This window comes from Frigoribacterium sp. PvP032, from assembly GCF_017833035.1.
Lineage (GTDB): Bacteria > Actinomycetota > Actinomycetes > Actinomycetales > Microbacteriaceae > Frigoribacterium.
Window position 1 is genome coordinate 2,147,850 of the sequence record NZ_JAFIBM010000001.1, and the last position, 14,255, is coordinate 2,162,104.

The window sequence follows — 14,255 nt, forward strand, 5'->3', positions numbered from 1 at the left end:
TCTCCGCCTCTCAGCCAGGCCCCCGTAGGATCGCACGGTGCCCCTCCGCGTGACCGACTTCCGCCTGCCGCTCTGGGTGGCCGTCCTCGTGGCGGCCGGGGCCGGGGTCGTGCTCGACGCGGGCTTCCCCGACGGTGACGTCTGGCCCCTCGCCTTCGTCGGCATCGCCCTCGTGCTGGTGTCGCTCCGCGGCCGCCGTGCCGGGGGAGCGTTCCTCGTCGGTCTCGTCGCCGGGCTCTCGTTCTACCTCGTCCACATCTTCTGGGCGACCCTCTACCTCGGGCTGCTGCCCTGGATCGCGCTCTCGACGCTCGAGGCCCTCTTCTTCGGCGGCGGGGCCGTGCTCATCGCCCTCGCCTACCGCTGGGTGCCGCGCATCTGGCCCGGCCTCGTCGGCCAGGCCGTCGTCGTCCCGGTCGTCGTGGCCGGCCTCTGGACCCTCCGCGAGTTCGTCGCGGGCAACTGGCCGTACGGCGGCTTCGCCTGGGGCCGCATGGCGCTCAGCCAGTCGCAGAGCCCCTTCGCCGGGCTCGTGGCGTGGGTCGGCATCTCGGGGCTGAGCTTCCTCATGGTCGCCCTCGTCGCCGCCCTGATCCAGCTCGCCCTGATGGTGACGCTGCCCCGCGCGACCCGGCTGCTGGCGGCGGCCATCGCCGTCGTCGCCGTGCTCGCCGTCCCCGCCTGGCCCACCTCGTCGAGCGGCACCGCCCGCATCGCCGGCGTGCAGGGCAACGGCCCGGCGGGCTACTTCGACGAGCGCGAGCAGGGCGACCTGCTCAACTCCCAGGTGCTCGCGATGAGCGGCCTCCAGCCCGGCGACGACCTCGACCTCGTCGTCTGGCCAGAGGGCGGCAGCGACCGTGACCCCACACGTGACGCCTACGGCCGCTACGTCTTCGACGCGATCACGACCGGCTACGACGCCCCCCTGCTCTCCGGGGTCATCACGCAGAGCGACGACGGCGAGACCGTCTGGAACTCCTCGATCCTCTGGGACGACGGGGAGGTGCAGGGCCAGTACGACAAGAAGCACCCGATCCCGTTCGGCGAGTACGTGCCCGACCGCGCGTTCTGGCGACCGTTCGCCCCCGACCTCATCGACCTCATCGCCCGCGACTACACGCCCGGCACGCGGCCCGAGGCCATGACGATCGGCGACTTCACCGCGGGCATCTCGATCTGCTTCGACATCGTCGACGATCAGCTCGTCACGAACATGATGCGCGACGGCGCCCAGGTGATCATCGCCCAGACCAACAACGCCGACTTCGGCGACACCGACGAGAACGCCCAGCAGCTGGCCATCGCCCGGCTGCGGGCCATCGAGACGGCGCGGCCGGTCGTCAACGTCTCGACCATCGCCTCCAGCCGGGTCATCGACGCTCGCGGAGAGATCGTCGCGGGCGTGCAGGACTTCACGGCCGGCACCATGGTCCACACGGTCGACCTCGGCACGGGGACGACACCGGCCGTCGTCGACAGCCGGGCGATCGAGCTCTTCGTGTCGTTCCTCGGGCTCGCCCTGCTCGTCCTCTCGCGGGTGCTGATCGGTGGTCGCCGCAGCCGGCGCCGCCGGCTGCTCGAGTCCGCACCGTGGGCAGCGCTCTCGTCCCCGCGGCTGGCCGCCGAGAGGCCGCGCGCCCTGGAGGAGGAGCTCGACGACCCGGGCCAGTTCGACTCGGTGCGCGGCCGGCGACGCTGACCGCTCCTCACGACGTCCACGACATCACCGGGGCGCGGGACGCACATCGGCCCCGGCGTCGTGACGACGACCGGGGCCGATGGTGGGGGGCGGGCTGGGGACCAGCACGCCGGGAGCTCAGGCTCCGATGGCCTGCTTGCCGCGACGCGCACGGAGGAACGTCAGGCGCTCCTCGAGGAGCTCCTCGAGTTCTTCACGGCTGCGTCGCTCGAGCAGCATGTCCCAGTGGCTCCTGGGGACCTTGACGTCTCCGGCCTCGATCTCGACGGGCTTGCCGTCCGCGGCGAGCAGGCGACCTTCTTGGCCGCTCTTCGGCGACTGCCAGATGTCGGGGATCTCCGCGTCGGCCGCGAAGACCATGTCGAACTCCGTGCCGTCCGCCGTCTGGTAGACGGCACGCTTCCGGGGTGAGAACTCCACGCCCTCTTCGCTCTGCAGGCTCTGACTGCCGAGCCGCATTCCACGCAAACTGCGATCTGCCATTGTGTGGTCTCCTCTCGCGTTGCAATCTCCCGTTGTAACGTCAGGTCGGGTCTGCCTGTTTCATCCGGGACGGATTCACAGTCCGCTCACAGTGCCCTGGCAGTGGCGGCCCGCACCTCGGCCAGGGCAAGATCTGCCCTGTCGGAGACGAGGCCGTGCACGCCGAGGGCGAGCAGCCGCCGCATGGCGACAGGGTCGTTGACGGTCCACACGTGGGTCTCGACGCCGACGGCCTCGAGGTCGCGGACCCGGCGTCGCGTGACGACGCGGAGGGGGCCCTGGCGCTCTGGCACCTGGACGGCGCCGCAGCCGCGGAGCACCCGTGCCATCAGGCGTCGGCGCAGCGCCGTGACGGGCAGGGCGCCGAGGGCGACGACCGCGATCACGCCCCAGGACGACGCGGAGGTCGCGACGCCCGGCAGGCCCGCCAGCACACGGCTGCGGATGCGCTGGTCGAACGAGGTGAGGAGCACTCGGTGCTCGGCACCCGCGCGCCGGACTGCGTCGATCGTCGGGCCGACGGCCTCGGCGACCTTGACGTCGATGTTGAAGCGGGTCTCGGGGAACGCGGCCAGCGCCTCCTCGAGGGTGGGCATCTCGTACCCGCCCTCGAGCCGGACGAGACGGAACTCGGCCAGCGTCAGGTCGTGGACCTGCACGTCACGACCGGCTACCCGCGACAGGTCGGGGTCGTGGCTCACGACGGCGACCCCGTCGCTCGTGGCGTGCACGTCGGTCTCGACGTAGAGCGCGCCCGCGGCGATCGCCTGCACGAAAGACGCCGTCGTGTTCTCGGGCACGTCGAGGGCGAGGCCCCGGTGCGCGAGCACCCTCGGCGTCGGCGCCTCGAACCAGACGGAGGCGCGGGCCGGCACCACTAGGGAGCTGCCGGGGGAGCGGTGGGCGGCACGTCCGTGCTGCCGTCCGACGATCCTGCCGTGTCGGCGGAGCCCGTCGTGTCGGCGGAGCCCGTCGTGTCGCTGGAGCCCGTCGTGCCGGCGGACCCTGGCAGGTCACCAGCCCCGGGGCGCGTGACGGTGGGGAAGCCGAGATCGGGCTCGCTGCCGAGGTCGACGGTCGTGGCGAGGTCGGGCGTCTGCTCGGTCTCGGACACCTTCGTGGTGCCGCGGTCGACCCAGCCCGGCGCCGACGGGTCCTTCGGGGCGAAGAACCCGGAGCCGATGCCCTTGAGCGCCTCGGTGAGCTCGCTCGGGATGATCCAGAGCTTGTTCGCCGAGCCCTCGGCCAGCTTCGGCAGCGTCTGGAGGTACTGGTAGGCGAGCAGCTTCGGGTCGGGGTCGCCCAGGTGGATCGCGTTGAAGACGGTCTCGATGGCCTCGGCCTCGCCCTGTGCGCGCAGCACCTGGGCCCTGGCGTCGCCCTCGGCCCGGAGGATGGCCGACTGACGCGACCCCTCGGCCTCGAGGATCTGCGACTGCTTCGTGCCCTCGGCGGTGAGGATCGCGGCACGGCGGTTGCGCTCGGCGCGCATCTGCTGCTCCATCGAGTCCTGGATGGACAGGGGCGGGTCGATCGCCTTGAGCTCGACGCGCCCGACGCGGATGCCCCACTTGCCGGTGGCCTCGTCGAGGACGATGCGGAGCTGCCCGTTGATGTTGTCCCGGCTGGTCAGGGCCTCTTCGAGGTTGAGCCCGCCGACGACGTTGCGGAGGGTCGTGGTGGTCAGCTGCTCGACCGCGCCGAGGTAGTTGGCGATCTCGTAGGTCGCCGCCCGCGCGTCCGTCACCTGGAAGTAGACGACCGTGTCGATCGAGACGACCAGGTTGTCCTCGGTGATGACCGGCTGCGGCGGGAACGAGACGACCTGCTCGCGCATGTCGATGAGCGGCCGCACCCGGTCGATGAACGGGACGAGCAGGTTCAGCCCGGGCATGAGGGTCTTGTGGTACTTGCCGAGCCGCTCGACGACGCCGGCGCTGGCCTGCGGGATGATCCGCACGGCTCGGAACAGCACGACGAGCACGAAGACGACGACGATCGCGACGACGACGACGGTCACGATGGTGGTGGGGTCCATGGTCAGTCCCTTCAGGCGGGGACGACCAGGGCGGTCGACCCCTCGATGGCTGTGACGACGACCGGCGCGCCGGTGTCGAGGACGATCCCGGCCGAGGCCGGGGGAGAGGGGAGGAGGCGGGCCGTCCACGTCTCGCCGTTGGCCAGCTTGACCTGGCCGCCGTCGACGCCGATCGGCACGACGACGGTGCCGCGGATGCCCATGAGCGCCGCCAGGTTGCTGGGTGTCGGGTCGCCGCCCTTGCCGAGCGCGCGGAGGAGGGGCGGCCGGACCGTGAAGAGCAGGAGGACGGCGATCAGCCCGGCGACGATGACCTGCAGCCACCACGGCGCCCCGAACAGGCCGGCGAGGAGACCGCCGGCGCTGCCGATGGCCAGCATGAGGAAGGTCAGCTCGAGGGTCGTGACCTCGACCACCACGAAGACGAGGAGCAGCCCGATCCAGATCAGCCACGCCCACTGGGTGACGACGTCCATGTCGGCCTCCTTCGCCTCGCGCATCGCGTGGTCTCGAAGCTATCAGGGGCGACCGACAGCGGGACGGGGGGACCGATAGTCTCGAGGCGGTCCGTCGGGACCCGCCGCACGCCCCCACGACAGTCTGGAGCCCACCGTGTCCAACCCCCTCGCCGCAGGATCCCTCGCCGGCAAGCGCGCCCTCGTCACCGGCTCGTCCCGGGGCATCGGGGCCGACACGGTCGGCTACCTCGCCGAGGCAGGCGCCCGCGTCGTCGTCAACTACCGAAACAAGGAGAAGCGCGCGCTCCAGCTCGTCGGCAAGATCGAGGCAGCCGGCGGCGAGGCGATCGCCGTCGGCGCCGACCTCACCGACGCCGAGAGCCTCGACGCCATGTTCGCGCAGGTGCGCGAGGCGTTCGGCGGTCTCGACGTGCTCGTCATGAACGCCTCGGGCGGCATGGAGACCGGCATGGCCGAGGACTACGCCCTGAAGCTCAACCGCGACGCGCAGGTCGACCTGCTGACGGCCGCCCTGCCGCTGATGGCCCCCGGCTCGCGCGTCGTCTTCGTCACGAGCCACCAGGCGCACTTCATCCGCACCACCGAGACGATGCCCGAGTACCTGCCCGTCGCCCTCAGCAAGCGCGCGGGGGAGGACGCCCTGCGCGAGATGCTCCCGCAGCTCGAGGCCGCCGGTGTCGAGTTCGTCGTCGTCTCGGGCGACATGATCGAGGGCACCATCACCGCGACGCTGCTCGAGCGCTCGAACCCGGGGGCGATCTCGTCGCGGAAAGAGAGCGCGGGCAAGCTGTACAACGTCGCCGAGTTCGCAGCCGAGGTCGCGTCGGCGGCCGTCGACCCGGTGCCGGCCGACCACACGCGCTACGTGGGCGACACGAGCGACTTCGCCCCGCTGGTCTGAGACGGGGGCACCTCGTGACCGAGCGCGTCGTCCGTCCGACCTCCCGCCTCCTCGTGCTCGACGAGCAGGACCGCCTCCTGCTCATGCGGACGAAGGCGCCCGACACGAGCGGCTCGTCCCGATGGATCACGCCCGGAGGCGGCGTCGACCCAGGGGAGGACCACGCGCAGGCGGCCGTCCGCGAGCTGCTCGAGGAGACCGGGCAGGTGGTGGCCGACGTCGGCCCCGTCGTCCGCGTCGACGACTTCGAGGTGCCGTGGGACGCCGCTGACCACACGCACGGCCACGCCGAGTTCTTCGTCGTGCGGCTGCCGCACTTCGAGGTCGTCGACGACGGCTGGACCGACGACGAGCGCGTCGACATCCTCGAGTCGCGCTGGTGGTCGCTGTCCGAGCTCGAGTCGACCGCCGAGCCGGTCGAGCCTGCCGACCTGACGACGCTGCTGCGCGACGTGCTCTCACACGGCTGATCAGTACCCCTCTCGGCCCTCTGCATAGGCGCTGATAATGCACATTATGTCAGCTCGCTGATCCGTACCCCACCTCCCGGCCCTCCGACATCCTCCCGGTGTTCAGTCGGCGCATGAGCGACCACAAGACACCGGACGACGCCCACCTCCGACCTGACGGCGTCGACGACGCGACGATCGCCGCGCTCGGCAAGCTCTCCGAGGCCCTCGAGGTCGTCGAGCACGCCCGCGGCCTGCTGTACGGCTTCCACAGGCTCACCGGCAAGGCGGACCTGGCCCTCGGCGAAGCCGTCGACCTGCTGCGCGAGGCCGGCCACGACGAGCACGCGGACGCCCTCGAGCGCGACCTCGTCGGGCGCAACGTCGTCGAGGGCCGCTGGACCTTCCAGATCGTCGAGGACTACGACGACACCTACTGGTCCGAGTTCCGTCGCAGCGAGGCGGCCGTGCGCGACGCGCTGGCGGGCGGCAGGCGGCACGTGTTCGAGTCCGAGATGAAGGAGGAGCGGCGCAGCCCCGGCCGACGGCACCACGAGTCACGACCGGCCGAGCAGCACGGCTCCCCCGGCGACGACTCCCGCTGAGCCCTTCGGGCCCGCTGGGAACTGCCCACGGCGCGCGGGCCCTGGCGAGGCCACCTGGCAGGATGGCGAGATGACCCCGCCTCCTGTCGACCGGCCGCGCATCGAGGCCGCCGTCACCGAGATCCTCGCGGCGATCGGCGAGGACGGCACGCGTGAGGGCCTCCTCTCGACGCCCCGACGCGTCGCCGAGGCGTACGCCGAGTTCTTCGCAGGCCTCGACGTCGACGCCGCCGAGCTCGTCCGATCGTCGGCCGTCGCGTCCGACCCCGAGAAGCTCGGCGAGCTCGTCGTGGTCCGCGGCATCGCGCTGCGGTCCGTCTGTGAGCACCACCTCCTGCCGTTCGTCGGCCAGGCCCACGTGGCCTACGTGCCGGGCGAGCGGATCGTCGGCCTCGGCACCGTGCCCCGCGTGGTCGACGCCGTGGCCTCGCGGCCCCAGCTGCAGGAGCGCCTGGGCGAGGAGATCGCCGACGCCTTCGTCGTGGGCCTCTCCCCCGCCGGCGTCCTGGTCGTCCTCGACGCGGTGCACGGCTGCGTCACGACGCGCGGCCCGCGGCAGACCGGCAGCTCCACGCTCACGGTCGCGAGCCGCGGAGCCCTCGCCGAGCCCGGCGCCAGGGCCGAGGCGATCGCGCTCATCACGGCAGGTGGCGACCGTGCCTGAGTCGTCGCTCCCGGTGTTCGTCGCTCCCCCGCTGCGCTTCCCCGTGCGCACGATCGGCCGCCGCACCTTCGACTTCTCCCGCCAGGTGGCCGTGATGGCCGTGGTCAACCGCACCCCCGACTCCTTCTTCGACCAGGGCCGGACCTTCGCGCTCGACGCGGCCGTCCAGGCGGCCGTCGACGCGGCCGAGGCCGGTGCCGACTGGGTCGACATCGGCGGCGTCCCGTTCGCGCCGGGTCCGGAGCTGTCGGCCGCGGACGAGCTCGACCGGGTGCTGCCGGTCGTCCAGGCCCTCGCCGCCGTGTCCGACGTCGTCATCTCTGTCGACACGTTCCGGCCAGAGGTGGCTGCGGCGGTGATCGGGGCAGGGGCAGGGGTCGTCAACGACACGACCGGGCTGCACGACCCGCGGCTCGCCGACGTCGTGGCCGACAGCGGAGCGACCCTCGTCGTCACGCACAGCCTCGCCGCCCCGCGCCGCCCGCACCCGCGGCCGCACTACGACGACATCGCCCGCGAGGTGGCCGACCTGCTCGCCCGTCGCGTCGACGTCGCCCTCGCCCACGGCGTCCGGGAGGACCAGATCATCGTCGACCCCGGCCACGACCTCAACAAGACGACCGTGCACACCCTCGAGCTGACCCGCCGGCTCGGCGAGGTCGCCGCACTCGGGCACCCCGTGCTCGCGGCGGTCTCGAACAAGGACTTCGTCGGCGAGTCCCTCGACCGGGCCAAGCCCGACCGTCTCGCGGGCTCCCTGGCGGCCGCCGTCGCGAGCGTCTTCCTCGGCGCCCGCATCGTGCGGATGCACGATGCCCGCGCCTCCGTCGACGCTGCCCGCATGGTCGAGGCGATCCTCGGCTGGCGACGACCCGTGCACGCCGTGCACAACGTCTCGTGACCGGCTCGGGCGGCTCGCGCCTCGTCCGCGTGGTCCCCGGGGGCCACGAGGAGGCGCCCCTCACCGACGCGGACCTGCTGGCGACGCTCTCCCCCCACGACCGCGGCCGTCCGTGCCTCCGCGTCAACTTCGTGACGACCCTCGACGGCGCCTCCACCTCGGACGGCATCTCCGGCTCGCTCGGCGGCCCGGCCGACGGCCGGGTCTTCGACCTCCTGAGGCGCGTGACCGACGTCGTCGTCGTCGGCGCGGGCACCGTCCGCGACGAGGGCTACGGCGCGATGCGGCTGGACGACGACGCGGCATCGTGGCGCGAGGAGGCGGGCCTCGCGCCCCAGCCCGTCTTCGCACTCGTCTCGGGATCGCTCCGGCTCGACCCCGAGTCGACCGTCTTCACCGAGGCGCCGGTGCGGCCCGTCGTCCTGACCACGGAACGGGCCGACCCGACAGCACGTCGGGCGCTCGAGCGCGTCGCCGACGTGGTGGCCTGCGGCGACGAGCGGGTCGACCCGCACCTCCTGCGCGACGCCCTGGTCGAGCGCGGCCTGGCCCAGATGCACTGCGAGGGCGGTCCTCGCCTCTTCGGCGACCTCGTGCGGGCCGACGCCGTCGACGAGCTGTTCCTCACCGTCTCTCCGTTGCTCGAGGGCGGCCACGGGCTGCGGATCAGCCAGGGCGCAGACGGCGACGGCTCGAGCCCGCTGCGGCGGATGCGGCTCGCCCACGTGCTGCAGGACGGCGACGAGCTGCTCACCTGGTACGTGCGGGACCGGGAGCCGGGCGCCTGAGGCCGACCGTCTGACACGACGAGGGGAGCGGCACCGCGAACGGCGCCGCTCCCCCGCACGGCGGATCTCGTCGGGTCAGCCCTGCGAGGCCTCCGCACCCTCGCCGAACCCGCCCTCGATCAGCGCGACGAGGTCGTCGACGGCCTGCTGTGCGTCCGGCCCCGTGGCCATCAGCGACACGGTCGACCCGATGCCGAGTCCGAGCCCCATGATGCGGAGCAGGCTCTTCGCGTCGACGCCGTTCACCGTCACGTCCGCCTGGAAGCGGGAGGCGTGGGTCACGAGCTCGGCAGCGGGCCGGGCGTGCAGGCCCGACGCGTTGACGAGCACGGCCGACCGCTCGACAGCGTCGCCGCCGCGCAGCTCACGCTCGTCGGCGTGCGGATCGGCGACGCCCGTCGCGCTGCGGGCCGCCTCGGCGACCTGGGCCAGCGAGCCGCCGGTCTCGGCCGCGACGGCCGCGGCCACCGCTCCCTCGACGATCGGCGCGTCGACGATGACGACGCGCTCCTTCTCGGCGTCGTCGAGGAAGTCGACGGCGGTCTCCGACGTGAGCACGGCGGAGCCCAGGTCGCAGAGCACGACGACTCCCCCGCCGCCGCCGGCCGTGCCGAGCGCGGCCGAGACGGCGTCGAAGCTCGTGCCGATGCCGCCCTCGTCGGTCCCGCCCGCCGCGACGAGGGTGGTGGTGGGCGCCATCTGGCGGGCGAGCTCGACGGTGCCCTCGGCGATCTTGGAGCTGTGCGAGACGACGACGATGCCGACGGAGGCCATGGTCACGCCTCCCCGGAGGTCGTCGTCGCGGCGGCCGCGACGTCCTCGGCGGCGTCCGCGGCGGCGGCGAGGATGAGCGCGGACGACTGCGCGCCCGGGTCCCTGTGCCCCACCGCGCGTTCGCCGAGGTAGCTCGCTCGCCCCTTGCGGGCGACGAGCGGCTCGGTCGACTCGGCACCGGCCGCGGCGGCGTCGGCCGCTGCACGCAGGACCGCCCCTGGCTCGCTGCCCGCGTCCGCGGCGGCCTTCGCCGCGTCCGTCGCGGGGGTCCAGGCGTCGATCATCGTCTTGTCGCCGACCTCGGCCTTGCCCCGGAGCACGGCGCCGTCGCGCGCCGCGGCCACGAAGGCCGCCACGGCGGCCGAGTCGAGCTCGGTCGCGTCGCCCAGCGCACCCGCGCCCTTGAGGAACGCGGTGCCGAGCAGGGGCCCGGAGGCGCCTCCCACGGTCGAGATCAGGGTCGTCGCGACCATCTTGAGCAGGGCGCCCGGCGTGGCGTCGTCCGGCTGCGAGGCCAGCTTCGCGCGGACGGCCGAGAAGCCCCGCTCCAGGTTCTCGCCGTGGTCGCCGTCGCCGATCTCGCGGTCGAGCTCGACGAGCGCCGACCGGTTCTCGCTGACGGTGTCGGCCGCGCGCTCGACGAAGCGGCGGGCCCAGGTGGAGTCCAGTGTCATGTCGTCCTTCTCTCGGGTGTCGGGTGTCTGGTCTGGTGCGCGGCGCCGGGTCAGCGGCCGCGCCGCAGGGCGGCGGTCTCGACGGGCGCGTCCCACAGCTCCGTCAGCTCGTCGTCCAGCTTGGTCACCGTGATCGACATGCCCTGCATCTCGAGCGACGTGACGTAGTTGCCGACCAGGGTGCGCGTGACCTCCACGCCCTTCTCGGCCAGCACCTCCGCGGCACGGCGGAAGGCGATGTACAGCTCGACCAGCGGCGTCCCGCCCATGCCGTTGACGAACAGCAGCACCCGGTCGCCGGAGGCGGTGCCCAGGTCGTCGAGGACGGCGTCGAGCAGGCGGTCGACGATCCGGTCGACCGGCTCGAGGGGCACGCGCTCGCGACCTGGCTCGCCGTGGATGCCGATGCCGATCTCGATCTCGTCGTCGGCGAGCGTGAAGCTGGGCTCTCCGGCGTGCGGCACGACGCCCGCCGCAAGGGCGACGCCCATCGTCCTGGTGGCGGCGTTCGTGCGGCGAGCCACCTCGGCGACCTGCTCGAGGGAGTCGCCGCGCTCGGCCGCGGCACCCGCGGTCTTCTCGACCACGACCGTGCCCGCGACGCCGCGCCGACCAGCCGTGTAGAGCGAGTCCTTGACGGCGACGTCGTCGTCGACGAGCACGGACGCGACGGTGATGCCCTCGGCCTCGGCGAGGTCGGCGGCTGTCTCGAAGTTGAGGACGTCGCCCGTGTAGTTCTTGACGATGTAGAGCACGCCGGCACCCCCGTCGACGGCCTGGGTGGCGGCGACGATCGGGTCGGGAGTGGGCGAGGTGAACACGGGCCCCGGCACGGCGGCGCTGAGCATGCCGTGACCGACGAAGCCGGCGTGCAGGGGCTCGTGGCCGCTGCCGCCGCCGCTGACGATCGCGACCTTGCCGGCGACCGGCGAGGAGGCGCGGCGCACGAACGTCGGGTCGTGCGAGACGACCAGCAGGTCGGGGTGCGCGGCGCCGATGCCTGCCACCGCCTCCTCGACGACGTCCTTCGGATCGTTGATGAGCTTCTTCATCGAAGTCCCTCCCTGGAACGGGCGCGGTGCACGGGCGGCACCGTCGCGCCTCGAAGCTACTCCGGGCGGGGCCGGTGCAGGGAGGGCGCGCTCCGCTGCCCGTGCACATATGTGCATCCGTGGTGATTCGGGTGGCGGCCGGGGTGTTCCCCGGGTCTATGGTGATGCCACACGCTCACCGCGGAGGTGCACAGTCGCACCCCGCCCGACGACTAAGGAAGGTCGACGTGGACCTGGGAACGATTTTTCTCTCTGAGCTGGTGGGCACCGCCATGCTCCTCACCCTCGGTGGCGGCGTGGTCGCCAACGTGGCCCTCACGAAGTCGAAGGGCTTCAACGGCGGCACCCTGATGGTGAACTTCGGCTGGGGCCTCGCGGTCTTCGCCGGCATCTCGGTGTCGTACTCCTCCGGCGCCCACCTCAACCCGGCCGTCAGCATCGCGCAGCTGATCCTCGGCAACATCGACTTCCCGCAGTTCCTCGTCTACGTCGCGGCGCAGATGGTCGGTGCGATCATCGGTGCGGTCATCGTGTGGCTGGCCTACAAGAACCACTTCGACGAGGAGCCGGACCCGGCCTCGAAGCTCGGCGTGTTCTCGACCGGCCCTGCCATCCGCAACTACGGCTGGAACCTGGTCACCGAGATCATCGGCACCTTCGTGCTGGTGTTCGTCATCATCGCCTTCACCAACGGCAGCGCCGCCCCGGCCAACCTGGGCGCTCTCGGCGGCCTCGCCGTCGGTCTCCTCGTCGTCGGCATCGGCGCGTCCCTCGGCGGCCCGACCGGCTACGCCATCAACCCGGCCCGTGACCTCGGGCCGCGCATCGCCCACGCCCTGCTGCCCATCAAGGGCAAGGGCTCGAGCGACTGGTCCTACGCCTGGGTGCCCGTGGTGGGCCCCCTGGTCGGCGGTGCGCTCGCAGCGCTGCTGTCGTACCCGCTCCTCCCCCTCATCAACGGCTAGCAGGCCGGCCACACCCGTTCTACGACTGCACCGCGGGGACACCCGGGACACGCTCCGGCCCAGGCCGGGGCGTGTCCTCCCTGCCCGGTGCACACCATCAACGACGAAGGAGAACCACCCGTGAGCGACGACTACATCCTGGCGATCGACCAGGGCACCACCAGCACCCGCGCGATCGTCTTCGACCACTCGGGCTCGATCGTGTCCACCGGCCAGAAGGAGCACGAGCAGATCTTCCCGCGCGCCGGCTGGGTCGAGCACGACCCCGCCGAGATCTGGGAGAACACCCGCGAGGTCATCGGCCAGGCCCTGTCCCGCGCCGACATCACGCGCCACAACATCAAGGCCGTCGGCATCACCAACCAGCGCGAGACCGCCGTCGTGTGGGACAAGACCACCGGCAAGGCCGTCTACAACGCCATCGTCTGGCAGGACACCCGCACCCAGTCGATCGTCGACCGCCTCGCGGCCGACGGCGGCGTCGAGCGCTTCAAGCCCGTCGTGGGCCTGCCGCTCGCGACCTACTTCTCGGGCACGAAGGTCGTCTGGATCCTCGAGAACGTCGAGGGCGCCCGCGAGAAGGCCGAGGCCGGCGACCTGCTGTTCGGCACGACCGACACCTGGGTCCTCTGGAACCTCACCGGCGGCACCGAGGGCGGCGTCCACGTCACCGACGTCACCAACGCCTCGCGCACCCTCTTCATGGACCTCGAGACGCTCGAGTGGCGCGACGACATCCTCGAGGCCTTCGACGTCCCCCGCTCGATGCTGCCCGAGATCAAGAGCTCGTCCGAGGTCTACGGCACGGTCGAAGCCTCCAGCCTCCTCCGCGAGGTCCCGATCGCCGGCATCCTGGGCGACCAGCAGGCCGCGACCTTCGGCCAGGCCGCCTTCGACCAGGGCGAGTCGAAGAACACGTACGGCACCGGCAACTTCCTGATCTTCAACACGGGAGAGGAGATCGTCCACTCCAAGAACGGCCTCCTGACGACGCTGGGCTACAAGCTCGGCGACGCGGCGCCGCACTACGCGCTCGAGGGCTCGATCGCCGTCACCGGCTCGCTGATCCAGTGGCTCCGCGACAACCTGGGCATCATCGGCTCCGCCCCCGAGGTGGAAGAGCTCGCCAAGAGCGTCGAGGACAACGGCGGCGTCTACTTCGTGCCTGCGTTCTCCGGCCTCTTCGCGCCGTACTGGCGCTCGGACGCCCGTGGTGCCCTCGTCGGCCTCACGCGCTACGTCAACAAGGGCCACATCGCCCGCGCCGCCCTGGAGGCGACGGCGTTCCAGACGCGCGAGGTGCTCGACGCGGTCAACGCCGACTCGGGCGTCGACCTGACCGAGCTGAAGGTCGACGGCGGCATGACCGGCAACGACGCTCTGATGCAGTTCCAGGCCGACATCCTGAACGTGCCCGTGGTGCGTCCGGTCGTCGCCGAGACCACCGCGCTGGGCGCCGCCTACGCGGCCGGCCTCGCGGTCGGCTTCTGGGAGACGCTCGACGACCTGCGCTCGAACTGGCAGGAGGACAAGCGCTGGACGCCGAACATCGACGCGGACGAGCGCGATCGCACCCTCCGCCTCTGGAAGAAGGCCGTCACGAAGACCTTCGACTGGGTCGACGAGGACGTCAACTGACGCCAGCCTCACCTGAGGTGACAGCACGCTGACACGAGCTCCACGCGAGCTGACAGCACGAGGGCCCGTTCCGTCAGGAACGGGCCCTCCGTCGTGTCCGAGCCGACCGCCTCCTCGGGACCTCTGCAGGCAGCCCCGCAGG

Annotated in this window: 16 protein-coding genes; 9 read left to right on the top strand and 7 right to left on the bottom strand. The window is 72.1% G+C overall.

Translation table 11 applies throughout. The features are described from left to right. Positions 1–37: 37 nt before the first annotated feature. Positions 38–1,702 carry an apolipoprotein N-acyltransferase gene (lnt, locus tag JOE35_RS09910; protein WP_307803023.1) on the top strand — a complete coding sequence of 555 codons (1,665 nt, stop codon included), beginning with the start codon at positions 38–40 and terminating at the stop codon, positions 1,700–1,702. A 117-nt stretch (positions 1,703–1,819) separates the two neighbouring features. Here lnt and JOE35_RS09915 read toward each other — a convergent pair whose 3' ends face one another. The 4 genes from JOE35_RS09915 to JOE35_RS09930 all read right to left on the bottom strand — a co-directional run bounded on the left by JOE35_RS09915 (position 1,820) and on the right by JOE35_RS09930 (position 4,699). Beyond that, positions 1,820–2,185 carry an RNA polymerase-binding protein RbpA gene (locus tag JOE35_RS09915; RefSeq protein WP_123545626.1) on the bottom strand — a complete coding sequence of 122 codons (366 nt, stop codon included), beginning with the start codon at positions 2,183–2,185 and terminating at the stop codon, positions 1,820–1,822. A gap of 86 nt (positions 2,186–2,271) precedes the next feature. After that, positions 2,272–3,063 (bottom strand): glycerophosphodiester phosphodiesterase family protein, encoded by a 792-nt coding sequence (locus JOE35_RS16115; protein WP_307803024.1) that lies wholly within the window; start codon positions 3,061–3,063, stop codon positions 2,272–2,274. Continuing rightward, positions 3,063–4,223: an SPFH domain-containing protein gene (locus JOE35_RS09925; RefSeq protein WP_209560943.1), complete on the bottom strand. Its 1,161-nt coding sequence runs from the start codon at positions 4,221–4,223 to the stop codon at positions 3,063–3,065. Before JOE35_RS09925 ends, JOE35_RS16115 begins: the two co-directional genes overlap by 1 nt. 11 nt (positions 4,224–4,234) lie before the next feature. After that, on the bottom strand, positions 4,235–4,699 hold the full coding sequence (locus tag JOE35_RS09930) for an NfeD family protein (RefSeq protein ID WP_197980631.1): 465 nt from the start codon (positions 4,697–4,699) through the stop codon (positions 4,235–4,237). Positions 4,700–4,835: 136 nt separating this feature from the next. On the opposite strand from JOE35_RS09930, the gene JOE35_RS09935 reads away from it, so the two are divergent. The 6 genes from JOE35_RS09935 (at position 4,836) to JOE35_RS09960 (ending at position 9,010) form a co-directional block, all read left to right on the top strand. Continuing rightward, entirely contained in the window at positions 4,836–5,603 is a 768-nt protein-coding gene (locus JOE35_RS09935; protein WP_209560944.1) for an SDR family oxidoreductase, read from the top strand. Between the two features lie 14 nt (positions 5,604–5,617). Then, complete coding sequence (locus JOE35_RS09940; RefSeq protein ID WP_307803025.1) at positions 5,618–6,073, top strand: NUDIX domain-containing protein; 456 nt, start codon at positions 5,618–5,620, stop codon at positions 6,071–6,073. Between the two features lie 113 nt (positions 6,074–6,186). Then, complete coding sequence (locus tag JOE35_RS09945) at positions 6,187–6,657, top strand: hypothetical protein (protein WP_209560945.1); 471 nt, start codon at positions 6,187–6,189, stop codon at positions 6,655–6,657. Between the two features lie 70 nt (positions 6,658–6,727). Continuing rightward, complete coding sequence (gene folE, locus JOE35_RS09950) at positions 6,728–7,321, top strand: GTP cyclohydrolase I (RefSeq protein ID WP_209560946.1); 594 nt, start codon at positions 6,728–6,730, stop codon at positions 7,319–7,321. Further along, positions 7,314–8,222 carry a dihydropteroate synthase gene (gene folP / locus JOE35_RS09955; protein ID WP_307803026.1) on the top strand — a complete coding sequence of 303 codons (909 nt, stop codon included), beginning with the start codon at positions 7,314–7,316 and terminating at the stop codon, positions 8,220–8,222. The genes folE and folP overlap by 8 nt, the downstream gene beginning before the upstream one ends. Continuing rightward, the gene (locus tag JOE35_RS09960; RefSeq protein WP_307803027.1) at positions 8,219–9,010 is read left to right on the top strand and encodes a pyrimidine reductase family protein; all 792 of its coding nucleotides are present in this window, start codon (positions 8,219–8,221) and stop codon (positions 9,008–9,010) included. The genes folP and JOE35_RS09960 overlap by 4 nt, the downstream gene beginning before the upstream one ends. A gap of 75 nt (positions 9,011–9,085) precedes the next feature. Here JOE35_RS09960 and dhaM read toward each other — a convergent pair whose 3' ends face one another. From dhaM to dhaK, 3 genes are read right to left on the bottom strand one after another with little or no spacing between them, the layout of a single operon-like run. Next, positions 9,086–9,784 carry a dihydroxyacetone kinase phosphoryl donor subunit DhaM gene (gene dhaM / locus JOE35_RS09965; protein WP_209560947.1) on the bottom strand — a complete coding sequence of 233 codons (699 nt, stop codon included), beginning with the start codon at positions 9,782–9,784 and terminating at the stop codon, positions 9,086–9,088. A gap of 2 nt (positions 9,785–9,786) precedes the next feature. Then, positions 9,787–10,458: a dihydroxyacetone kinase subunit DhaL gene (gene dhaL, locus JOE35_RS09970; RefSeq protein ID WP_209560948.1), complete on the bottom strand. Its 672-nt coding sequence runs from the start codon at positions 10,456–10,458 to the stop codon at positions 9,787–9,789. Positions 10,459–10,508: 50 nt separating this feature from the next. Next, on the bottom strand, positions 10,509–11,510 hold the full coding sequence (gene dhaK / locus JOE35_RS09975) for a dihydroxyacetone kinase subunit DhaK (RefSeq protein WP_209560949.1): 1,002 nt from the start codon (positions 11,508–11,510) through the stop codon (positions 10,509–10,511). Between the two features lie 272 nt (positions 11,511–11,782). On the opposite strand from dhaK, the gene JOE35_RS09980 reads away from it, so the two are divergent. Continuing rightward, positions 11,783–12,475 (top strand): MIP/aquaporin family protein, encoded by a 693-nt coding sequence (locus tag JOE35_RS09980; protein WP_245186570.1) that lies wholly within the window; start codon positions 11,783–11,785, stop codon positions 12,473–12,475. Positions 12,476–12,595: 120 nt separating this feature from the next. Further along, a complete protein-coding gene (gene glpK / locus JOE35_RS09985; protein WP_209560951.1) occupies positions 12,596–14,113 on the top strand; it encodes a glycerol kinase GlpK in 1,518 nt (505 codons plus the stop codon). The last annotated feature ends 142 nt before the right edge of the window (positions 14,114–14,255 follow it).

Coding starts and splice junctions, on each gene's coding strand:
- JOE35_RS09915 (WP_123545626.1), bottom strand. CDS start 2,185: ATGGCAGATCGCAGTTTGCGTGGAATGCGGCTCGGCAGTCAGAGCCTG.
- JOE35_RS09925 (WP_209560943.1), bottom strand. CDS start 4,223: ATGGACCCCACCACCATCGTGACCGTCGTCGTCGTCGCGATCGTCGTC.
- JOE35_RS09930 (WP_197980631.1), bottom strand. CDS start 4,699: ATGGACGTCGTCACCCAGTGGGCGTGGCTGATCTGGATCGGGCTGCTC.
- JOE35_RS09945 (WP_209560945.1), top strand. CDS start 6,187: ATGAGCGACCACAAGACACCGGACGACGCCCACCTCCGACCTGACGGC.
- folE (WP_209560946.1), top strand. CDS start 6,728: ATGACCCCGCCTCCTGTCGACCGGCCGCGCATCGAGGCCGCCGTCACC.
- dhaM (WP_209560947.1), bottom strand. CDS start 9,784: ATGGCCTCCGTCGGCATCGTCGTCGTCTCGCACAGCTCCAAGATCGCC.
- dhaL (WP_209560948.1), bottom strand. CDS start 10,458: ATGACACTGGACTCCACCTGGGCCCGCCGCTTCGTCGAGCGCGCGGCC.
- dhaK (WP_209560949.1), bottom strand. CDS start 11,510: ATGAAGAAGCTCATCAACGATCCGAAGGACGTCGTCGAGGAGGCGGTG.
- JOE35_RS09980 (WP_245186570.1), top strand. CDS start 11,783: ATGCTCCTCACCCTCGGTGGCGGCGTGGTCGCCAACGTGGCCCTCACG.